The sequence below is a fragment of the Actinomadura sp. B10D3 genome (genome assembly GCF_039871695.1).
GTDB lineage: Bacteria > Actinomycetota > Actinomycetes > Streptosporangiales > Streptosporangiaceae > Spirillospora > Spirillospora madurae.
The window spans coordinates 87,743-108,095 of the sequence record NZ_JBDPLY010000030.1 but is presented as its reverse complement, the minus strand read 5'-3'; the positions used below and the strand labels follow the sequence as shown (position 1 = coordinate 108,095).

24 protein-coding genes and 1 tRNA gene are annotated in these 20,353 nt (G+C 73.5%); 7 read left to right on the top strand and 18 right to left on the bottom strand.

Annotated elements, in window-relative coordinates:
* Positions 1-44: 44 nt before the first annotated feature.
* Both ABGB11_RS33885 and ABGB11_RS33880 read left to right on the top strand, forming a co-directional pair.
* Positions 45-1,064: an ABC transporter substrate-binding protein gene (locus ABGB11_RS33885; protein WP_347639553.1), complete on the top strand. Its 1,020-nt coding sequence runs from the start codon at positions 45-47 to the stop codon at positions 1,062-1,064.
* Between the two features lie 11 nt (positions 1,065-1,075).
* The gene (locus ABGB11_RS33880) at positions 1,076-1,897 is read left to right on the top strand and encodes a siderophore-interacting protein (protein ID WP_347639552.1); all 822 of its coding nucleotides are present in this window, start codon (positions 1,076-1,078) and stop codon (positions 1,895-1,897) included.
* 1 nt (position 1,898) lies between these two features.
* Here ABGB11_RS33880 and ABGB11_RS33875 read toward each other — a convergent pair whose 3' ends face one another.
* Positions 1,899-2,513, bottom strand: a complete 615-nt coding sequence (locus tag ABGB11_RS33875) for a response regulator transcription factor (RefSeq protein ID WP_347639551.1) — start codon at positions 2,511-2,513, stop codon at positions 1,899-1,901.
* On the bottom strand, positions 2,498-3,652 hold the full coding sequence (locus ABGB11_RS33870) for a sensor histidine kinase (protein WP_347639550.1): 1,155 nt from the start codon (positions 3,650-3,652) through the stop codon (positions 2,498-2,500). Before ABGB11_RS33870 ends, ABGB11_RS33875 begins: the two co-directional genes overlap by 16 nt.
* A gap of 70 nt (positions 3,653-3,722) precedes the next feature.
* On the opposite strand from ABGB11_RS33870, the gene ABGB11_RS33865 reads away from it, so the two are divergent.
* Positions 3,723-3,905, top strand: a complete 183-nt coding sequence (locus tag ABGB11_RS33865) for a hypothetical protein (RefSeq protein WP_347639549.1) — start codon at positions 3,723-3,725, stop codon at positions 3,903-3,905.
* 12 nt (positions 3,906-3,917) lie between these two features.
* Here the strand turns inward: ABGB11_RS33865 and mnhG are convergent, their stop codons facing one another.
* Genes mnhG through mbhE form a run of 6 tightly spaced genes read right to left on the bottom strand, consistent with a single transcriptional unit; the run spans position 3,918 to position 9,807 of the window.
* Positions 3,918-4,250 carry a monovalent cation/H(+) antiporter subunit G gene (gene mnhG / locus ABGB11_RS33860; RefSeq protein WP_347639548.1) on the bottom strand — a complete coding sequence of 111 codons (333 nt, stop codon included), beginning with the start codon at positions 4,248-4,250 and terminating at the stop codon, positions 3,918-3,920.
* Complete coding sequence (locus ABGB11_RS33855) at positions 4,247-4,513, bottom strand: monovalent cation/H+ antiporter complex subunit F (RefSeq protein ID WP_347639547.1); 267 nt, start codon at positions 4,511-4,513, stop codon at positions 4,247-4,249. The genes mnhG and ABGB11_RS33855 overlap by 4 nt, the downstream gene beginning before the upstream one ends.
* On the bottom strand, positions 4,510-5,037 hold the full coding sequence (locus tag ABGB11_RS33850; protein ID WP_347639546.1) for a Na+/H+ antiporter subunit E: 528 nt from the start codon (positions 5,035-5,037) through the stop codon (positions 4,510-4,512). Before ABGB11_RS33850 ends, ABGB11_RS33855 begins: the two co-directional genes overlap by 4 nt.
* Positions 5,034-6,557, bottom strand: a complete 1,524-nt coding sequence (locus tag ABGB11_RS33845) for a Na+/H+ antiporter subunit D (RefSeq protein WP_347639545.1) — start codon at positions 6,555-6,557, stop codon at positions 5,034-5,036. The genes ABGB11_RS33850 and ABGB11_RS33845 overlap by 4 nt, the downstream gene beginning before the upstream one ends.
* Positions 6,554-7,000, bottom strand: coding sequence for a Na(+)/H(+) antiporter subunit C (locus tag ABGB11_RS33840; RefSeq protein ID WP_347639544.1), 447 nt, complete (start codon positions 6,998-7,000; stop codon positions 6,554-6,556). The genes ABGB11_RS33845 and ABGB11_RS33840 overlap by 4 nt, the downstream gene beginning before the upstream one ends.
* Complete coding sequence (mbhE, locus tag ABGB11_RS33835) at positions 6,997-9,807, bottom strand: hydrogen gas-evolving membrane-bound hydrogenase subunit E (RefSeq protein WP_347639543.1); 2,811 nt, start codon at positions 9,805-9,807, stop codon at positions 6,997-6,999. Before mbhE ends, ABGB11_RS33840 begins: the two co-directional genes overlap by 4 nt.
* A gap of 138 nt (positions 9,808-9,945) precedes the next feature.
* Here mbhE and ABGB11_RS33830 point away from each other — a divergent pair, with 138 nt between their 5' ends.
* From ABGB11_RS33830 to ABGB11_RS33820, 3 genes are read left to right on the top strand one after another with little or no spacing between them, the layout of a single operon-like run.
* Positions 9,946-10,374, top strand: a complete 429-nt coding sequence (locus tag ABGB11_RS33830; protein ID WP_347639542.1) for a hypothetical protein — start codon at positions 9,946-9,948, stop codon at positions 10,372-10,374.
* A 13-nt stretch (positions 10,375-10,387) separates the two neighbouring features.
* Complete coding sequence (locus tag ABGB11_RS33825) at positions 10,388-10,780, top strand: peptidase inhibitor family I36 protein (RefSeq protein WP_347639541.1); 393 nt, start codon at positions 10,388-10,390, stop codon at positions 10,778-10,780.
* The gene (locus ABGB11_RS33820) at positions 10,781-11,155 is read left to right on the top strand and encodes a peptidase inhibitor family I36 protein (protein WP_347639540.1); all 375 of its coding nucleotides are present in this window, start codon (positions 10,781-10,783) and stop codon (positions 11,153-11,155) included.
* Positions 11,156-11,200: 45 nt separating this feature from the next.
* Here ABGB11_RS33820 and ABGB11_RS33815 read toward each other — a convergent pair whose 3' ends face one another.
* From ABGB11_RS33815 to ABGB11_RS33800, 4 genes are all read right to left on the bottom strand, one after another.
* Positions 11,201-12,019, bottom strand: coding sequence for an AfsR/SARP family transcriptional regulator (locus tag ABGB11_RS33815; RefSeq protein WP_347639539.1), 819 nt, complete (start codon positions 12,017-12,019; stop codon positions 11,201-11,203).
* 176 nt (positions 12,020-12,195) lie between these two features.
* Complete coding sequence (locus ABGB11_RS33810) at positions 12,196-12,951, bottom strand: hypothetical protein (protein WP_347639538.1); 756 nt, start codon at positions 12,949-12,951, stop codon at positions 12,196-12,198.
* Positions 12,952-13,026: 75 nt separating this feature from the next.
* Entirely contained in the window at positions 13,027-13,227 is a 201-nt protein-coding gene (locus tag ABGB11_RS33805) for a hypothetical protein (RefSeq protein ID WP_347639537.1), read from the bottom strand.
* A gap of 240 nt (positions 13,228-13,467) precedes the next feature.
* Positions 13,468-13,540, bottom strand: a tRNA-Asn gene (locus ABGB11_RS33800).
* Between the two features lie 139 nt (positions 13,541-13,679).
* Between ABGB11_RS33800 and ABGB11_RS33795 the strand changes: the two genes are divergently transcribed.
* Positions 13,680-13,958, top strand: a complete 279-nt coding sequence (locus ABGB11_RS33795; protein WP_347639536.1) for a YtxH domain-containing protein — start codon at positions 13,680-13,682, stop codon at positions 13,956-13,958.
* Here ABGB11_RS33795 and ABGB11_RS33790 read toward each other — a convergent pair.
* The 6 genes from ABGB11_RS33790 to ABGB11_RS33765 form a co-directional block, all read right to left on the bottom strand.
* Positions 13,955-14,449 (bottom strand): hypothetical protein, encoded by a 495-nt coding sequence (locus ABGB11_RS33790; RefSeq protein WP_347639535.1) that lies wholly within the window; start codon positions 14,447-14,449, stop codon positions 13,955-13,957. The two genes, ABGB11_RS33795 and ABGB11_RS33790, sit on opposite strands and share 4 nt — an antisense overlap.
* Positions 14,450-14,466: 17 nt before the next feature.
* Complete coding sequence (locus ABGB11_RS33785) at positions 14,467-15,786, bottom strand: hypothetical protein (protein ID WP_347639534.1); 1,320 nt, start codon at positions 15,784-15,786, stop codon at positions 14,467-14,469.
* Positions 15,787-15,911: 125 nt separating this feature from the next.
* On the bottom strand, positions 15,912-16,718 hold the full coding sequence (locus tag ABGB11_RS33780) for an HAD family hydrolase (protein ID WP_347639533.1): 807 nt from the start codon (positions 16,716-16,718) through the stop codon (positions 15,912-15,914).
* On the bottom strand, positions 16,715-17,827 hold the full coding sequence (locus tag ABGB11_RS33775) for a cysteine protease StiP family protein (protein WP_347639532.1): 1,113 nt from the start codon (positions 17,825-17,827) through the stop codon (positions 16,715-16,717). The genes ABGB11_RS33780 and ABGB11_RS33775 overlap by 4 nt, the downstream gene beginning before the upstream one ends.
* Positions 17,824-19,179, bottom strand: coding sequence for a phosphoribosyltransferase family protein (locus tag ABGB11_RS33770; RefSeq protein ID WP_347639531.1), 1,356 nt, complete (start codon positions 19,177-19,179; stop codon positions 17,824-17,826). The genes ABGB11_RS33775 and ABGB11_RS33770 overlap by 4 nt, the downstream gene beginning before the upstream one ends.
* Entirely contained in the window at positions 19,176-20,333 is a 1,158-nt protein-coding gene (locus tag ABGB11_RS33765) for an HpcH/HpaI aldolase/citrate lyase family protein (protein ID WP_347639530.1), read from the bottom strand. Before ABGB11_RS33765 ends, ABGB11_RS33770 begins: the two co-directional genes overlap by 4 nt.
* Between the last annotated feature and the right edge of the window lie 20 nt (positions 20,334-20,353).

The window sequence follows — 20,353 nt, the reverse complement described above, 5'->3', positions numbered from 1 at the left end:
TGGTCACCATCCACCACAGTAGTTGATTTGGGAGAACGTCCGTCATGTCACACATCGGTGCTGGTCATCTCACCCGCCGCGGCTTCCTGGGCGCGACCGGCGCCGCCGCCTTTGGAGCGTTCCTCAGCGCGTGCGGCGACGGGGGCGGCTCGGTCTCGTCCGGCGGCGGTGCGTGGACGTTCACCGACGACCGCGGCATGAAGGCCCAGCTCAAGGCACGCCCGCAGCGCGTCGTCGCCTATGTCGGTGCCGCCGCGGCCCTGTACGACTTCGGCGTGGACAAGCAGCTCGTCGGCGTGTACGGCCCGACGAAGCTCAAGGACGGCAAGCCGGACCCGCAGGCCGGGAACCTGCCCGTCGACCGGCTGGAGATCATCGGCAACGCGTACGGCGAGTTCAACATCGAGAAGTACGCCGCGCTGCGCCCCGAGCTGCTCGTCGACAACATGTTCGTGCCGCCGAACCTCTTCTACGTCCCCGAAGAGAGCAAGGACAAGATCTTCGCGCTGGCCCCCAGCGTCGCCATCTCCACCGGGGCCGTTCCGCTGCCGAAGCCGATCGAGCGGACCGGCGCCCTGGCCGCCGCCCTCGGCGCCGACCTGACGTCGGAGAAGGTCACCGCCGCCAAGACCCGGTTCGACAAGGCGTCCGAGACGCTGCGCGCCGCCGCCAAGGCCCGGCCGGGCCTGAAGGTGCTGGCCGCGTCCGCGAGCCCCGACCTGTTCTACGCCTCCAGCCCGAACAAGAACACCGACCTCATCTACTTCAAGGAGCTCGGCGTCGACCTGATCGTGCCGGAGAAGCCGGGCCGGGACGGCTACTTCGAGGAGCTGAGCTGGGAGAACGCCGGCAAGTACAAGGCCGACGTCATCATGCTCGACGCCCGGACACAGGCGCTCCAGCCGAAGGACCTCGGCTCCAAGCCGTCCTGGAAGGACTTGCCCGCGGTGAAGGCCGGCCAGGTCATCGCCTGGCAGCCCGAGCCGCGCTTCTCCTACGAGGGCTGCGCACCGATCATCGAGTCCCTCGCCCAGACCATCCAGTCCGCGAAGAAGACCGGCTGAAAGGCGGCGCGATGACGACCCCTGCCCACCCGTTCGCGTTCTTCGACCTGCACGTCCTGCGGTCCGAGCGGCTCGGCCCGTCCATGGTCCGGGTCACCTTCGGCGGCGCGGACGGCTTCGCCACCGCCGGGCGCGACCAGCGCTTCAAGCTGTTCCTCCCGCACCCGCACCAGGACGCGCCGGTGATGCCGCGCGGCAGCGGCGGCGACACGTGGTTCGCCGACTGGCGGGCGCTCGACCCGGCCGAGCGCGGCATCATGCGGTCCTACACCGTGCGCGACACGCGTCCGGGCGAGCTCGACGTCGACTTCGCGCTGCACGCCGGCACATGCGGCCCGGCCGCCCGCTGGGCCGGGTCGGCGGGCGCGGGCGACCGCGTCACCGTCCTCGGCCCGACCGGCCCCGACAACGGCGGCTACGACTTCCGGCCGCCGCCCGGCGCCCCGGTGGTGATCGCCGGCGACCTGACCGCGCTGCCCGCGATCGCCGGGAACCTCGCCTGGCTGCCCGCCGGGACACCCGCGCAGGTGTGGATCGACGTCTCGTGCCCCGAAGACCGGCAGGACCTGCCGACCGCCGCCGACGCGCACATCGACTGGGTCTCCCCCGGCGGCCTGGTGGACGCGGTCCGCGCCGCCGCGATCCCGGAGGGCGCCTACGCGTGGATCGCCGGCGAGTCGGCCGTCGTCAAGGCGCTGCGCCGGCATCTGGTCAAGGAGCGCGGCCTGGACCGCCGCGCCGTCACCTTCACCGGCTACTGGCGCCGCGGCGCCACGGAGGAGGACCTGCTCGCCGAGGTCGTCGCCGGCGGCAGCCCCGCCACCGAGGAGTGAGTCAGGGGGGCGGGAGGATGCGGCGTTCCAGCGCGGTCATGACCGCGGCGGTGCGGTCGGAGACGCCGAGCTTGCCGAAGATCCGCAGCAGGTGCGTCTTCACGGTCGCCTGGCCGATGTGGAGGCGCGCGCCGATCTCGGCGTTCGTCAGGCCCTCCGCCACCAGGGCGAGCACCTGCGACTCCCGGGCCGACAGGGCGGGCGGCGGCGCGGCGGCGCTCGCCGCCGCCAGCCGGGCCGACACCTCGGGCGACAGCACCCGCCGGCCCGCCGCGACGTCCCGGACGGCGGCCGCGAGGGCGGCCCGCGACGCGTCCTTGAGCAGGTAGCCCGCGGCGCCGGCGTCGATCGCCCGGACGATGTCGGCGTCGTCGTGGAAGGTCGTGAGGACGAGGATCCGGTGGCCGGGCAGCCGCTCGATCGCGCTCACCCCGTCCCCGGACGGCATCCGCAGGTCCATCAGGACCACGTCCGGGCGGAGGGCCGGCACCACCGCGACGGCCTCGTCCCCCGACGCGGCCTCCCCCGCCACCTCGATGTCCGGCTCGGCCGCGAGCATCCCCCGCAGCCCCTCCCGGACGATCGGATGGTCGTCGACGATCATGACGCGGAGCACGGCACCTCCGCCTCGACCCTGGTGCCGTCCGCGCCGGAGACGGTGAACGTCCCGCCGGCCTGCTCGACCCGGCTCCGCATCCCCCGGAGCCCGAACCCGCGCCCGGGCCGTCCCGGGTCGAAGCCGCGCCCGTCGTCGGCGACGGTCAGCCGCACCGTGTCCCCGTACTCCAGCATGATCATCACCGACGCGGCGCCGGCGTGCCTGCGGACGTTCGCGAGCGCCTCCTGCGTCACCCGCAGCAGGACGACCTCCACGGCGTCCAGCGGGCGCGGCTCCCCCTCGACGACCAGGTCGGCCGGCAGGTCGAAGTCGTCGGCCATCCGCCGCAGCGCCTCCACCAGCGAGCCGCCGTCCAGCGCCGGCGGTGCCAGCGCCGCGACCAGGCCGCGCGTCTCGGCGAGGTTCTCCCGCGCCGTGCGGACCGCCAGCTCCAGGTGCCGGTTCCGCCCGGCCTCCGCCTCCGCCGCCTGCAGCAGCATCACGATGGAGGTGAACCCCTGCGCGATCGTGTCGTGGATGTCGCGGGCCAGCCGCTCCCGCTCGGCGAGCACCCCCGCCTCGCGGCTCACCTCGGCGAGCTCGCCGCGCGTCCGGTCCAGCTCCTCGATCAGCCGCAGCCGCTCGTGGTTCTGGCGGCCGAGCCGGCCGACGAACACCGCGAGCAGGACGCTGCACGCGACCCCGCCCGCGATGATCACAACGGTCATCGCGCGGCCCGCCCCCGACTCCGCCAGCGCGAGGCCGACCGGCCCGGACAGCAGCGTGAGCATCAGCGCGAGGCCGCGGCCCGTCCCGTACATCATGTAGACCTGCGGCGCCAGCGCGGACATGCCCGTCGCCGTCACCGGCGCGAGCAGCGTCGCGGGCACGAACATGCAGATCAGCGCCGCCGCATAGATCTTGCACCCGGGCCGCGGGACCTCCTGGGACCGCAGCGCCTTCCGCCCGATCGCCACGTACGCCAGGCTCAGCAGGACCAGCAGCAGGATCGCCGCCGCCCGCCGGCCGGGCGGCGCTCCGTCGGCGGCCGTCGCGGCGATGGTCCCGACCAGCACCATCGCGAAATAGGCGTCCCAGAACGGATACGAGCGCAGCCAGACGCTCTCCGCACGCGCCCCTTCCGGACCGCCGGTCATGTCCGCCACCCCGCTCTGTCCACCGACCGGTGGATACTACCGACCGCCGGGTCGCAGCATGATCGTGTCCATGAACAGCACCGCCGCCCGGCAGGCCCTCCTGGCCCTCACCGTCCTCTACGGTCTCCTCATCGCGCTCCTCGCCGTCCTCGACGTCGCCGCCCTCGGTATCGTCGCCGCCGCAGGAGCGGTCCTCCTCGGCCTCGGCTGGGCCTTCGCGGGCAGGCTGACCCGCGGCAAGCCCCAGGGCTGACCTCCCGGCGGCCTACCGGTCCCCGGCGCCGGGCTCGTCGAGGACGAGGGTTTCGCGGTCGACGGCGCCGGCGCGGTACGCGGCGGCGCCGATCGTCTGCGCGGCGACCGGGGCCGTGATCAGCTGGAAGGCCGCGACCAGGAGCAGCGGCGCGGCGGCCGAGACCGAGCCGGCCTGCGGCGCCGCCCCCGCGAGGACGAGCAGGAGCCCGATGGTGTGCGGCTTCGTGGCCGCGTGCAGCCGGGTGAGCAGGTCCGGGAACCGCAGGACGCCGAGCGCGCCGGCCGCCGTGAACGCGGCGCCCGCGGGAAGCAGGACGGCGGTGAGGACGTCGCCGATGCTCACGCGCTTCCCTCCCGCCGCGCCGCCAGCCGCGCCGCGGTGACCGAGCCGACGAAGCCGAGCAGCGCGATCACCACCAGGATGGTGCCGTTCGCGGGCTCTCCCCAGACTGCCGCGTGCACCGCGACGCCGCTGACGAGCAGCACCGACAGCACGTCCGCCGCCATGACCCGGTCGAAGACGGTCGGGCCGCGGACGAGCCGCGCGGTCGTCATGAGGGCGGCCGCGCCGAGCAGGGCCAGGGTGACCGCGTAGACGACGTTCATCGTTCCTCCTTGTCCTCGGGCGTCCCGAAGGCGCGGACCAGCCGGTGCTCCGTGCCGAGCACGCCGTCGCGGGCGGCGTCCGCCTCGTCCCGGTCCCGGACCGGCATGGCGTGGATGCGCAGGATCGACCGCTCCCAGTCGAGGTCGACGAGAAGGGTCCCTGGGCGCAGCGAGATGCTCATCGTCACGGCCAGCAGCACCAGTTCCGAGCGGGACCGGGCGCTCACCTCGACGATCGCGCCCCGGACCCGGCGGGGCGCGCGCACCGCGTGCCATCCGATGACCACGCTGGAGGCGACCAGGTCCCACGCGAACTCCAGCACCGCCTCGGCGAGGCGGAGCGGCCGGACCCGCGTGACCAGCGGGACGGTCGGCAGCCGGCTCACCCCGTAGGCGACGGCGACGGCCGCGATGCCGCCGACGACGGTCAGCGCGTCGATCCGCCCCCAGAGCAGCAGCCACACGGCGAGCAGCCACACGGCCATGCCCAGCCGGGAGCCGAGCCCGCGGAGCGCGCTGTTCACGGCGTCCTCCCGTCCAGCACGGCCTGCCGGTAGGGCGCCGGGTCCACCAGGTCGGCCGCGGCGCGGCGGCTCCACGACGAGAGCGGGCCCGCGAACACGGCGATGGCGAGGCCGCCCACCACCATGACGGCGGTCACCGACCGCATCACCCGCACGCCGCCCGGCGTGTAGGCCTCGGTGGAGGGCGGGTCGCCCGCGTCCTTCGGGCGGGGCCGCCAGAACCCGAGCGTCCAGATCCTGGCCATCGCCATCAGGGTGAGGACGCTCGCGAGGACGGCGACGCCCGTGACCGCGTACGCCAGGGGGCGCCCCTCCCCGAGCCCCGCCTGGAACAGGGCGAGCTTCGCGACGAACCCCGAGGTCGGAGGCACGCCGCTCACGCTCACCGCCGGGACGAAGAACACCACGGCGATGAACGCCGACAGGCGCGCCAGGCCCCCGAGCCGGCGCAGCGACGTCTCCCCCGTACGGGCCTGCATCAGGTCGCTGACCAGGAACAGCGTCGCCTGCACGACGATGTGGTGGACGAGGTACAGGATCGCCCCGGTGAGCCCGGCGACGCTGAACAGCGCGAGCCCGAAGAGCATGTACCCGATGTGGCCGACGAGGGTGAACGAGAACACCCGGTGGATGTCGTCGTGCGTCAGCGCGCCGAGCGTGCCCACCAGCATCGTCCCGGCGGCGAGGACGAGCATGACCCGCGAACCGTCCTCCCGGGGGAACACCAGCGTCTCCACCCGGATGAGCGAGTAGACGGCCGCCTTGGTCAGCAGCGCCGCGAACACCGCCGTGACCTTGGTGAGCGCCACCGGGTAGCTGTCGGGCAGCCACATGTGCATCGGCACGATGGCGCCCTTGATGCCGAACACCACGAGGAAGAGCAGCCCGAGCGCCGTCCGGGTGGCGGCCGGCAGGTCCGGGACGCGCTCCGACAGGTCGGCGAGGTTCACCGTCCCGGCCGCCGCGTAGGTCAGGCCGAGCGCGGTGAGGAACAGGATCGAGGACGTGAGGCTGACCACGGTGTAGGTCATCCCGGCCCGGAGGCGCTCCGCCGTCGGCGTGAGCGTCATCAGGACGTAGCTCGACGCGAGCATGATCTCGAACGCGACGAACAGGTTGAACAGGTCACCGGCGAGGAACACCAGGCTGACCCCGGCGGTCAGCGCGAGGTAGGCCGGATGGAACACCCCCGGCTCGGTCCGGCGCTCCAGCCCGCCGGCGCCCTCCGCGACGGCGTGCACCAGGATCGCCAGGAGCACCGCCGCCGACACCACGAGCAGCAGCGCCGACAGCCGGTCGGCGACGAGCGTGATGCCGAGCGGCGCCGCCCATCCCCCGATCTGGACGGCGAGCACGCCCTCCCGGGCCACCGCCGCCAGCAGCGCCGCGGCGGCCCCCACCACGCCCGCGGCGACCAGCGGCGCGAGGACCCGGAGCCAGACCTTCCGGCGCCGGCTGATCAGCGCCAGGGCCGCCCCGAGCAGCGGCAGCACGAACGGCAGCGGGACGAGCACGGTCATCGGCCGTCCCCCTCGTCCCGGCCGGGCTCCTCGCCCTCTTCGAGGGGGTCGCGCTCCTCGGGCGGGACCTTCCAGGTCTCGCGGCGGCGCTCCGCGGCGATGCGGCGGTCCTCGACGTCGTCCTGCACCTCGTCCTCGCCGAGCAGCTCCCGGGCGCGGTAGGCCAGCGCGAGCAGGAACGCCGTGACGCCGAAGGTGATCACGATGGCGGTGAGCGCCATGGCCTGCGGCAGCGGGTCGGCCATCGGCCGCTCCGAGCCGCCGCCGAGCAGCGGCGGCGCGCCGGCCGCCCCGCCCGCCAGCAGCAGGACGAGGTTGGCGCCGTGCCCGAGCAGCATGAAGCCGACCACGACGCGGATGAGGGAGCGCTGCATCAGCAGGTCGAACCCGGCCCCGAACAGCACCGCGACGGTGACGACGAGGACGAGGGCGGGCCCGTTCATGACGCCTCGCTCCCGTCCGGCGCGTCCTCGGCGTCCTCCACGTCCAGGCTCGCACCGAGAGTGGTGAGGAACACCAGCACCAGCCCGAGGACCAGCAGGTACACCCCGAGGTCGAAGAACAGGCTGCTGTAGATCTTGACCTCGCCGAGGGCCGGCAACGTCGCGTCCAGGACCTCCCCGTGCAGGAACTCCCCGTGCGGGAACCCGCCGGACGCCCAGCCGGCCGCGCCGGTGGCGATCGCGAGGCCCAGCCCGGCGCCGACCAGGACGCTCGGGCGCAGCGGCAGCGCGGTGGCCAGCTCCCGCCGCCCGCCCGGCAGGTACCGCAGGACGAAGGCCATGCCCGCGACGAGCCCGCCCACGAAGCCGCCGCCGGGACGGCCGTGCCCGGCGAGGAGCAGGTAGAGGGAGAAGACGAGGAGGGTCGGGCCGAGCAGCCGCGCCGCCGCCTCCAGGACGACCGAGGATCCGCCGAGCGGCGGGCTGCCCGGCGTGGCCAGCCACCGGCTCCCCGCCGCCCGCCCGCGCTGCCCGGCGAGCGGGTACGGCGGCGTCCGCCCGCTGGTCACGAGGCCGACGACGCCCATCGCCGTCACCCCGAGCACCGTGATCTCGCCGAGGGTGTCGAGCGCCCGCACCTCGACCAGGATCAGGTTCACCACGTTCTTCGCACCCTCCGCCGCGGCGAGCCGGGTGTACCCGGGGCCCACCGGGCGTTCGGCGCGGCTGAGGGACGCCACCACGAGGAACAGCGCGACGAACCCGCCGAGGCACAGGCCGACCAGGGCGGTCGCGATCCTGGCCGGGGCCGCGCGGCGGCGCGGCGGATACCGTTCCGGGAGCCGCCGCAGCACCAGCACCAGCATGATCAGCGACAGCGTCTCCACGACGACGAGGGTGAGCGCGAGGTCGGGCCCGCCGTGCGCCACGAACAGCCCGGCGGTCCCGTAGCCCGTCCCGGCGAGCAGGAGCGCGGCCGACAGCCGGCGGCGGGCGCGCAGCGCGCCGAGCGCGCAGGCGATGACGACCACGGCGAGGACGGGCTGCACCGGGTCGTCCCAGGCCTGCAACCGGTCCGCGGCGAGGTCGGGGCCGTTCCCCCGGATCAGGCCGGTCACGAGGGCCGTGCCCGGCACCACCAGCACCATCGCCCCGATGACGCCGAGGTAGGCGGGCAGCGACCCGACCTGCACCCGCTTCGTGATCGCGTACGCGCCGGAGAGGACCGCCTCGACCAGCCCGTCGTAGGCGCGCCGGCCGTCCAGGAACCGGATGCGGGGCCGCCGCGCGGGGAACGTCCGGCCGAAGAGGAGGTACAGCGCGGCACCGAGGAGCAGGGCGAGCGCGGACAGGGCGAGCGGCAGGCCGAGTCCGTGCCACAGGGCGAGCTTGTACTCCGGATCTCCCGGCAGCGTCTCGGCGTAGGGGCCGACGGCCGTCCGCACGGCCCCGGGCACGCATCCGAGGACGAGCCCGGCGGCGGCGAGGACCGCGATCGGCCCGGCGAGCCCCCACGAGGTCGCCGAGCGCGGCCCGCCCTCGCCGCCGAACGCGCCGTCCAGGAAGCGCAGCCCGTAGGCCACCGTCAGCGCCGACCCCGCCACCACCCCGGCGAGGACGGCGGCGTCCGGCCCGCCGTGGGCGAACGCCTCCAACGCCGCCTCCTTCGCCACGAACCCCAGCAGCGGCGGCAGGCCGACCATGGACGCGACCGCCAGCGCCGCCGCGGCGGCCGGCACGGGCAGGCGCCGCCAGGCCCCCGACAGCCGGTCCGCGCGGCGGGTCCCCGTCTCGTGCTCCAGCGCGCCGACCGTCAGGAACAGCGGCGCCTTGAACAGGCCGTGGGCCAGCAGCAGCGCGGTGCCCGCCAGCGCCGCCGTGCGCGTCCCGTCCCCGAGCAGGACCATGAGCAGGCCGAGCTGGCTCACCGTCCCGTAGGCGAGCAGGCGCTTCAGATCGTCCTGCCGCAGCGCGATGACCCCGCCGGCCAGCAGGCTCAGCATCCCCGCCCCGATGACCAGCGGGCGCCACGCGCCGGCGCCGGCGAACGCGGGCGCCAGCCGCGCGACCAGGTAGACGCCCGCCTTCACCATCGCGGCGGCGTGCAGGTAGGCGCTCACCGGCGTCGGCGCGACCATCGCCGCGGGCAGCCACCCGTGCAGCGGCACCTGCGCGGACTTGGCGAACGCGCCCAGCAGCACCAGCACCACGCCCGCCCGCGCCGCGCCGCCGCCCGGCGGGTCCGCGACCAGCGCCGAGATCCGGTACGTCCCCGCGGCCTGGCCGAGCAGGACGAAGCCGGCGAGCATCACCAGGCCGAACGCCGTCGTCGTCAGCAGCGCCTGCGTCGCCGCCCGGCGGTCCTCCGCGCGGTCCGGCCGCACCGCGCCGATCAGGATGAACGAGCTGAGCGTCGTCAGCTCCCAGAACACGTACAGGACGAGCAGGTTGTCGGCGAGCACCAGGCCCGTCATCGCGCCCGCGAACGCCACCAGCGTCCCGGTGAGCAGCCTCTCGGAACGCTCGAAGTACCAGCCCGCGTAGCAGAGGACGACCGCCCCCACGCCGCCGACGAGCAGCAGCATGACGACGGCCAGCGCGTCCAGCCGGAAGTCGATCACCAGGCCGAGGTCCGGCGCCCAGTCCAGCCGTGCGGTGAGGTCGTCCCGCCCCGCCCGGACCGCGGCCCAGGCGGCCGTCCCCGCCGGCAGCACCGCCGCGGCGCACGCCATCGCCCGCCGGTGGCCGCCGAGCGCCCAGGGAACGGCGATCGCGGCGACGGCGTAGGCGAGAACGAGCGTCAGCATGCCGCCGCAGACCCCCTCAGCAAGGCACCTCGGAAGCTGATCTACCCGGTCGGTGCCCGCGAAACGGGACCGATAAGCGTTCGATAACGGGCCTCCCTAACGTGTTCGGCGTCCACCGACACCGACGGGGAGAAGGGGATGAGAAGGACACAGATCATCGGGGGCGCCCTGGTCGGGGCAGCCGTACTGGGTGCCTTCCCGGCCGGGACCGCGGCATGGGCCGACGGCCCGGACACGCGGCGCCAGGCCTGCTGGACCGAGGCGAAGATCGACGGCAAGCAATGGGTGAGGACGTTCGACAAGGCGTTCGCCAACCCGAACTACCTGAAGTGCGGGTCGCCCGTCGGCTACCTCTACCAGGGCGAGAACTACGTCTACTGCAAGAAGTGGGGCCAGGAGTACGACGGCGAGCACGGCACCAACCACTGGTGGCTCTACACCGACCTCGACCAGGGCGCCAAGCGCGGCTGGGTGTCGGCCTACTTCCTGACCGGGCCCGGCAACGGCGACGACAAGGCCGTGGACGTCAACGGCAAGACCATCCGGACCTGCTCGAAGGTCTACTGACAACGGGGAGAACATGAACAAGATCCGGATCGGGCTGCTGGCCGGCACGGTGGTGGCGGGGGCCATCACCGCGACGGCACCCTCGGCCGCCCTGGCCGCGACGACCACCACCGGAACGTGCCCGAAGGGCGACGTGTGCGTCTGGAGCGGCAAGAACGCCACCGGCACCCGGTGCAACTGGACCGGCGACGACCCCGACTGGCAGGGCGGGTCCGTCCGGTGCCGGCCCTACGGGTTCAAGGTCAACTCCATCTGGAACAACGGGTACACCAGCGACCCGTACCACTGGGTCCGCTTCTTCCACGGGGCGAACTACAAGAACGAGGTCTCCGACGCGGTACCGGTCACCGCCAAGCCGATCAATGCCGGGAACGTGTCCATCCGCTCTCACAAGTGGGCGAAGTAGATGAAGAAGATCACCGTGGCCGCCATGGCCGCCGCCGGCCTCGCGACACTCCTGACTCCCACCACCGCCCAGGCCGACGCCGCGTGGCAGGGCTCCTGCGCGAAGGGCGACTTCTGCGTCTGGAGCGACAAGAACGGCACGGGCATCAAGTGCGCCTGGACCGGCGACGACCCCGACTGGTACGGCGGCAACGTCCGCTGCAACCCGAGGTTCTTCGTCGTCTCCTACTGGAACAACGGCTACACCGGCTCCTACAGCAAAGTGAAGGTGTACATGCAGGCGAACTACAAGCGCCACTGGGCCACCATCCCCGCCGGTAAGCGGGAGAGCCTCTGGGAGGGCCAGCCCTTGCGCTCCCACAGATGGGCGAACTGAGCCATCACCAAAGGCCGCCGGGCTAGCGCCCGGCGGCCTTTCGCGTTAGCAGGTACGGACGATCCGCGCGGGCCCCGAGGTACGCCGCCACCGGAGCGCCCGCCCGCGCGGGCCGGCGCACGTCTGGGGCCGCGTCACGGGATCGTCCCGCAGGACGGCGGCGTGCACCTCCTGGAGTTCCCGGCCCGGCTCCAGGCCGAGCTCCTCGTCCAGGCTCCGGCGCCCCTCGTGGTAGGCGTCGAGGGCCTCGCTCTGCCGCCCCGCCCGCGCCAGCGCGATCATCAGCAGGACTCCCAGCCGCTCCCGGAACGGATGCTCCCCCACCGGCCCCATCAGCTCCCCGACGAGCTCCCGATGACGCCCGAGGGCCAGCTCCACCTGCGCCGCCTCCTCCAGGGCGGTGAGCCGCAGCTCCTCCCACCTCAGCGCGCTCGCCTCGATCCCCGGACGGTCGAGGCCGGCGAGGACCGGGCCGTCCCACAGCCTCAGCGCGTCCCGGAACAGGTCCGCAGCCTCGGCCGGCCGCCCCGCCGCGACCGCCTCCCGAGCCCCGCCGATCAGCTCCTCCGCCGCCACCGCGTCGATCGCTCCGGCCTGCCCGGGAATCCGGTACCCGGGCCGGACGGTCTCGATCACATGGCCGCTGCAGCCCGCGCACCGGAACGCCCGCCGCAGCCCGGACACCGCGATGGCGATCTGGGTCCGGGCGGACGCGGGCGGGCGGTCCCGCCAGACGACGTCCACGAGCCGGTCCACCGGCACCGGCCGGTCCGGCTCCAGCAGCAGCGCCGCGAGCACCAGCCGCGCCCGGTCGCCGCCGAGATCGACCGGCGTCCCGCGCACACCGGCCCGCAATGGACCCAAGATCCGGAAACTCACACCCTCGGTCACCCGTCGCGTCACCCTTTCCCTGGCGCTCACTGCCGTGGACGGTCGCGGGGTGCGGGGTACCCCAGAACCTTAGACAACGAGCCGCCGGAACGGTTCGCCCGGACGCCCTAAGACCTGTTCCGATCCGTTCAGAACAGAGAAACCGCAGGTCAGCACCGCCGGGTGATCGCCGGATCGGGAGCGCGCCCGACCCGCAGATCGGACGCGGGCACGTACCCCCAGGCGTCCAGCTCGGGCATCCGGGTCGAGTGGTCCCCCTGCGTGTAGTACCAGATGTCGTTTCCGCCCGAATGCCGCTGGCCGCGCGTCCAGCAGATGAACCAGCTGGGATCGGTCTCCAGAACCGCGATCTCGCTACCGAACGCCGCCTTCTCGTACACCCCGACCCGCGGCTTGTTGGGACACTGGAACAGATCCCCCCACGTCCGCTTCATCCGCGTGTCCTTGACATTGCCGCTGACCCGCTGACACGACCCCAAACCGTCCCCACCCGCAAGCAAGAAGACGCCGGCGCCCACCACCAAGACCCCGACGAGCCCACCCGCATACCACCGCCACCAGCGGACTCCGGGGCCCGGCGGCACCTCGGCCGGCACCGAACCACGATCGATCACACCCCAATGCGAGATCCACCGCTCGACCTCGCTGTCCGTCTCGGACCACCCGCGGTAGCGCAGGCACGCCTCGACGAACCGGGCGGTGGCGGTCTCCGGCGGCCGGGTCAGCGGGTTCTTCCCGATCAGGTTCGACACCGCCGCGGGCGACAGCCCCGGCGACCGCGCGCACAGCGCCCGGTACTTGGGTCGTCCGCACCACTCGTACAGCGCGCGGAGCCGGGCGATGAACTCCGACCAGGTGTTCGCTTCTTCGGGAACGGGCGGCGGGGGGTCGTCCTCAGCGGGCAAGTCTCACTCCTGCACTCGAGCGGGGCCACACCCATTGTCACTACCCCACCACACGCCCACCCGTGAAAGTGCGAGCTAGCCGGCTCGGGCGGCGCGACGACGGATGAGGAAAATCACCAACGTGACGATCGCGGCGCCCATGATGCCGCCGACGAGGATCGCCGGTGGGATCCACGCCATCTGATCGTCGACCACGTCGGGAGGCTCAAGGCCATAAACCTCCAACACCCACCAGATCACGAACAGACCGACGCCGGTGGCGACGAGGACGAACACGGGAACGAGGTACCAGAGGGCGGACGGCCGGGACTTCGGTGACGGGGAGCTTCCAGGAGGCGGGTACATCACCGCCCAATGATGCCGCCGAAGCCCTGCAACAGAGAACCACGCCGGCCAACTCGCCTGGCGCAGCGGACGGGCGGCGGCGGTCCCCCGACTGGCTCCCCAGGAAGCACACAGGCCCCGTTCTTTGATCGGAACGAAGGCCTGACCTCGGCTCTACCGGGCAGAAAAAAGCTCCCGCGATTGGACTCGAACCAATAACCTGCCGGTTAACAGCCGGCTGCTCTGCCGATTGAGCTACGCGGGATCGTGCGTCCGACCAGGTCTGGCCTCTGTCGGCGGGTCCTAGGTTAGCGCATGTGCGGAGGTGTTCGCGCACCGTTATGGATGGGGGCGGCGGCGGTGGGTATGGGGCTGTCACGATTCCGCCCGAGTGGGAGTTGGACATGAAGACCCGCATGATGTTCATGGCAGGAGCCGCGATCGGCTACGTCCTCGGGACGAGGGCCGGGCGTGAGCGGTACGAGCAGATGAAGCGGCTGTCGAAGCAGGTGTCGGAGAACCCGAACGTGCAGGAGGCCGCGGGGATGCTGCGGTCGAAGGGCGAGGAGTTCGCCGGGGTGGCGCGCGGCAAGGCCGAGCAGTTGAAGGACCGGGTGCCCGAGCAGATGCCGGGGCGGCACAAGGCCGAAGAGGGCGAGCAGCCGCCCGTCTATCCCGGTTAGAGGCCGGTCTGGCGGCGCAGGTCCTCCAGGATCTGCTCGGCCTGGGCGCGCAGGCCCGGGTCCGCGGGGTCGAGCCCGGCGTCGAAGACGAACGTCCAGCGCACGTCGCCTCCGGCGGCCGGGCGCCGGCCGGCGATGCGGACCTTGCCGCCGGAGGGCAGCGTGGCGTGGTGGGTGACGGCGATGGTGGCGGTGACGCGTTCGCGGACGGTTTCCGGGACGGAGCCGGGGTCGGTGAGCCGGACGTGGTGCTCGGCGCCGCCGGAGGTCTCCCTGACGTGCAGCCAGCCGTCCTTCCAGGTGGCGTGGTCGACGCGTTCCCAGGGGATGCGGGCGAAGCCGCCGGAGGGGGCGGGGACGTGCAGCGCGGTGAGGGTGGCGACGACGTGGGAGCCGCCGCGGGTGGGGGCCGAGGCGAGGACGCGTTCGCCGCGTTCCAGTGTCAGGGTGCCGCGGAGCGCGGGCGGGAGGGGACCCCGGAGTAGGCGCATGCGTCCACGGTAGGCGATCAGGCGGCCTGCGGGGCGCGCCGGGCGCCGAGGAGGTCCAGGACCAGCGCCGCCGACCAGGCGTAGTCGTGGCTGCCGCGGCCGGTGCCGTCGAACGGGTCGAAGAACTCGCGGAAGCCGGACTGGCGGACGAGCCGCATGGTGGAGCCGTAGAGCAGGTCGGCGACGACCGGGAGGTCGTGGCCGAGGGCGCCGTACCAGATGAGCCAGTTCGTGCTGATCCAGGTGGGGCCGCGCCAGTAGCCGGCGCGGTCGAACGCGGGGGCCTGGATGTCGCAGGTGGGGACGGGGTATCCGGCGGCGCCGGCGAAGCGGGCCGACAGGAGCAGGTCGACGAGGTTGCGGACGATCGGGGCGGGCAGCTCGGGGTCCAGCAGCGGGCCGAACGAGCCGGCGGTGATGACGGGCAGGAGCCGGCCGTCGCGCAGGTCGCGGGCGCGGAAGCAGCCGGTCTCGGCGTCCCAGAGGCGCTCCAGCATGGCCCGGTGGACGTGGTCGGCGCGCTCGCGGTGCGGGACGGGGTCGGCGCCGATGATGCCGGCGACCTCGGCGAGGGCGTGGGTGGACGCCAGGTAGGTGGCGTTGACGAGGGGGTCCTCGACGGCGAACGGGTGGGTGTCGCGCAGGTAGGCGGGCCGGTATCCGGCCTCCCGCATGAGGGCGGCGAGCCACACGTAGCGTTCGTAGTCCTCGCCGGTCGGGAGCGCGTGGGTGCGGAGGCCGGGCGCGTAGGAGGACGGCGGGAGGCGGAGGGCCCCGAGGGGGCGGTCCCAGGCGGGGCTGTTGTCGAGGCCCGACTCCCACGGGTGGCAGATGGCGACGAGGCCGCTGGAGCCGAGGTCGCGGCAGCGGGTGAGGTAGCGGTGCTGGGCGTCCAGCATCGGGTAGAGGTGCGCGAGGAACGCCCGGCTGGCCTCCAGGTCGGTGGCGCATTCGTGCAGGCGGAGGGCCGTGAGGGCGTGCAGGGGAGGCTGCGTGAGGCCGGAGGTCTGGACGCCGTGCGGGGCGCCCGGCTGCCGCTCGCTGTGCCACAGGTCCGGGCCCGGGAAGAACGCGTGCCGGTCGAGGGTGGTGTTGAACACGATGTGGGGGAGCATCCCGTCCGCCCACTGGCCGCGGAAGAGGGAGAGCAGCTCGGCCTCGGCCCGGTCGCGGCGGTGGCGGGCGAGCCCCATGCTGATGAAGGCCGAGTCCCAGCTCCACTGGTGCGGGTAGAGGCCGGGCGAGGCGGCGGTGGCGGTCCCGGTCCAGTTGGCATCGAGGACCCGGGCCGCGGCCTTCCACAGCGCGGTCTCGTCGCCGGTGAGACGGGAGCTCATGTGGTCCAGGTGACCTCCTCCTGAAGCGAGGGGGGCTCACCGTGATTGTCGCCTCAGAACGCGGCCGGGGCGACCCCTGGACGTCCGTCGGTTGTCAACGGGGCGCGGCGGCGGGCCGTGATTAATTACGGCGCGGCCGCCCGGTCCAGCAGCCAGCGGGCGATCTCCTCACCTGCGCGGATGCCGCGGGCGGCGGTGACGGAGGTGGCCGGGGACGTCCAGCCGGTGTCGTTCAGCTCGCCGTGGGCGGGACGGATCGAGCGGTCGGCGGCTTCGAGCAGGTCGATGTCGAGCAGCGAGTCGCCGGCCGCGAGCATGCCGGACGCGGCGGCGCGGCGGGCGACCTCCGCGGCGGCGGCGGCCTTGGTCAGGCCGGCGGGCAGGCAGTAGACCTTGCGGCCTTGCAGGGACGTCCGCCAGCCGCGTTCGGCGCACCATCCGGTGAGGTCCTCGACCCAGCCGGGCGGGAGCGCGGCCCGGTCGACGACGGTGTAGGCGAACAGGCCGGACGCGGTGCGCCGCTTGAGGACGAAGTCACCGCCGGACTCCGCGAGATGGTGCTGGACGTCCGCGAGCGGCGCGCACGCGTCCGCGACCCGGCTCCGGACGGCCGCGGCCCACTCGGGGTCTTCCCGGCCGTCCACGAGGAGGTGGCCGCCGTTCGCGCAGATGGCGAACGGGGGCGGCTTGTCCAGGAGTTGCACGCGCCGGTACTGCTCGGGTGTGCGCGTCGTCGTGGGGACGAACGTGGCCGCCGTCGAGAGGGCCTCCAGCATCCGTGCGGCGGTCTCCGTCATGTAGGAGAGGGGCGCGCCCTGGTAGAACTCGACGCACAGCAGGCGGGGCATCGTCTCGTCCGGCCCGTCCAGGGCGAAGGCGGCGGCCGAGTAGATCAGCGTGCGGTCGAGGTCCGCGCACACCAGGACGGTCACTGGGCGGCTCCCTTGCCGAACCGGGGATGGATGAGGCCCATGCAGGCGTACGGGAACCGGCCGGGCTCGACGTCGTGGACGGGGACGCCGCGTTCACCGGCGAGCAGCCGGATGTGCGCGACCTCGGAGCCGGCGTCGGCACGGACGAGGACCTTCCACGGGACGCGCCGCAGCAGTACCCGCGTGGTCTCCCCGATGCCGGGCTTGACCAGGTTCAGGTCGCCGATCCCTTCCGCCTCGGCGCAGCGGCGGACGGCCTCCCAGCCCGACCAGTCGGGCGTCCGGTCGGCCGCGAGGGCGTCCGGCAGGTCCTTCGCGACGGTCGCGGCCACGTCGCCGAACCGGGCGCACACCGTGTCGAGGTACAGCGCGGACACGTCGTCGGCGGCGAGCTCGGCGTAGAACTTCGCGCCGTGGAAGTCGCCGGGCCCGATCAGGTCGTCGTTGAGGACCGTCCGGCTCACCAGCCCCGACACCGTGGAGTTGAGGCACGCGGACGGGATCAGGAAGTCGTCGCGCGTGCCGTACAGGGATGTGCACCGGCCCGGGTCCGCGAGGACGGCGAGGTCGGAGGCGAACGGGTGCGCGGCCAGGGCGGCGGTCAGCTCCCGCGTGATGGCGCCCTTGCCCGTCCAGCCGTCCACGAACATCACCGACGCCGGATCGTGGCGCTCCGCGAGGTACCGCAGCGCGACGGTGTCGATCCCCCGCCCCCGGACGATGCTGACGGCGTAGTGCGGCAGGTCGAGGCCGTGCGCGAACCGGGCCCAGCGCCGCATCAGGATCCCGACGGGCGTGCCGGCGCGGGCGAGCGACACCAGGACGGCGTCCGGGCCCCGCTCGGTGAGGATCATCTCGGTGACGAGCCCGGTCGCGTAGGCGATCCGCTCGGCGGACGCCTCCAGCGCCTCCTGGAACAGCTTCCGGTACTCGGGACCCGGCTGGTACTCCACGGGAAGCGACTCGGCGTAGTGAGCACGCCCCGACTGGATGGCCGCCTCACGTTCCTCTGTGGGCGCCTCCAGACGCACGTGCGAGAGGTCCTTGAGCAGCCATGTGACGTCCTCGGCCCGATAGCTGCCGAAGGCCGGCCCGTGCAGCGGCTTCACGAGGCGCTCCTATAGGACGGGACGGTGGCGACCAGCACCGGCGCAAGCGCGCGCAGCCTCTCCAGAAGCCCTTCGGCGAGCGCCGGGGTGTCGCCGACGTCGTCCACCATGAACACGATCCGGTCGAACGGGCGCTGGCCGGTGCCTGCGGCGACGTTGTAGGCGTACCGCTCCCCCGGCCCGTCGGCGGGGTCGTCATGTGCGGGGAAGGCCAGCCGCGTCCGGATGGCGTATCCGGGGTCGTCCACGGCCACGACGGGCGAGCGCGTGGTGGTCGAGTAGCGCACGTCCGCGTCCGGCAGCGCGTCGGCGAGCGCCTCCGCCAGGCGCAGGGGCGTGTACATCAGTTCCTCGAAGCCCAGCACGAGCACGCGGGAGGCCTCGCCCCTGAACCGCGCCGCCAGGACGTCGGCCATCCCGGCGAGCTCCTTCTCCAGCCGTGCGCGGTGCTCCGGCAGGAACCCGTGGCGTCCTCCGTCCGGCAACCCGGCGGGCCACCCCAGCGCGATCCGGGAGACCTCGAATTTCGGTCCGCCGCCGTCCTGGGCGCTCGGAGGGAGGCCGGCGACGAGCGCCTTCCCGGCCTCCAGGATGCCCTCTGGAAGCTCGACATGCCCCCCGGCCAGCGCCACCGCGTCGATGCGCGTGCCCAGCCCGGCCGCGAGTTCGTCCATACGGGCCCGGTCGGCGGGGCCGCGCAGGTCGACCAGGGCCGCCAGCACGTAACGGCCCCTGGGACGGACGGCGTGCAGCGCCTCGATGGTGTTCAGCACCGTGCGCCCGGTGGAGAGCTCGTCGTCCACCAGCACCATCGGCACATCGCGGTCGAGCGCCGCCCCGTCGGCGGGTAGCAGCAGGTGGCTGGTGGCGTGGCTGTGCTCCTCCTCGAACCCCCCGTAGGTGGCGAACCCCTCGACGGGACGCCGCGTGGAGTGCAGGTAGTACGCGCCGCCCAGGGCGTCCGCCACCGAGTGGCCCAGCGCCGTGGCCGTCTCGGCATAGCCGAGCACGATCGCCTCCACGGGGATCCGTGGTTCGCGCAGCAGATCACGCAGCCCGCGCGCCGCCCCCGGCTCGCCTCCAAGCGCGCGCGAGAGAAGCGGACCGGGACGGGACGGCTCCTCTCCGCGCAGCCGCGCACGCACGAGCTCACCCAGCAGCAGCCCCGACCCGTACACCAGACGGGGATCGGTCGGGACGTGCTTGCCCAGCACCGCCGAAACCAGCAGGTGCGCGCGTTTCGGGTTCCGGCGCACCGCGAGCCCCACGAGGGACGACAACCCGGCTCCGCCCGCGCACGGGCCGTCCACGAGGCGCACCCCGAGACGCGACGCCACCCAGGAGGCCGTCACCGGACGTCCGCCGCTTCCAGCAGCTCGACGAACGTGACGCCCTCCGCCGCCACCCCGAACACCCGGGCGCGCAGCATCAGCCGCTGCGCCCACGCGCGGTGCGGCTTCGCCTCGTTCATCTTGTTGGCGTACGAGCTGGCCATCGCCCCGCCCCCGGCGACGCCGAGGATGTCGGCGGCGTCGCAGTACTCCTCGTGCGTCACCACCGACAGCGCGTGGACGGCCGCGACATGGCTCGGATGGATCACGGTCTTGCCGGTGAGGCCGTTGGCCTTGTCCAGGTGCACCTCGCGGATCAGCCCGTCCAGGTCGGAGGTGATCAGCCGCTGCCGCAGCGGCGCCGCCCGCTGCCGCTCGAACGGCGACTGCCGCAGCTGCGGCTTGAACATCCGCTCCCCCTGCGAGAAGTACTCCCACACCGGCCCGGTGACCACGTACCCCGTGCCGTCGGCGCGGCCGAGGATGTTGACCACGTCGCAGACCACCCCGGCGACGGGCCGGATGTCGTAGATCGTCAGGTCGGGCGGCCGGCGCAGCCCGTACGCGGCGGACATGTCGGCCGCGCCGAGCCGGACCGCGACGATCCGCGACCGGTGCTTGGCGAGCAGCCGCGCCACATCGTGCAGCATTTCCGCGCGGGACTCGGCGTACACCGCGTCCGGGCTCTCGATCACCGGCATCGCCAGCAGCCGCAGCCCGGTGCGGGCGGCGGTGTCGGCCAGCGCGTCCAGGAACGCTCCACCGTGCGCCGCGGTGAACTTCGGCAGCACGAACCCGGTCACCAGCTCGGCGGCGTCGCCGAGCCGGTCGGCCAGGTCGCCGATCTGCCGGGGGTCGCGGACGCGGACGAACAGCAGCGGCACCTGCGCGCCGCGCGCGTGCAGCGCCTGGAACCCGGCGACGAGGTTGGCCTCGCCGGCCGCGACCTCGTCGTCGCCGATCGCGTCCTCCAGGCACACGACCATGCTCATCACGCCCCGCCGCAGGGCGCGCTCGATGTCGGTGTCGAGGGCGGGCCGGGTGGCCGGGCAGTACAGCGTGGCACCCAGCGCCACCCCCAGCACCGCCGGGTCGTCGTGGCGGCCGAACGGGCGGGGGTGGCGGTAGAACAGGTGCTTGCGACGCGCGGCGTCGATGTGCTCGAAATGCCGCATGGAGCCCGTCAGACGCCCGG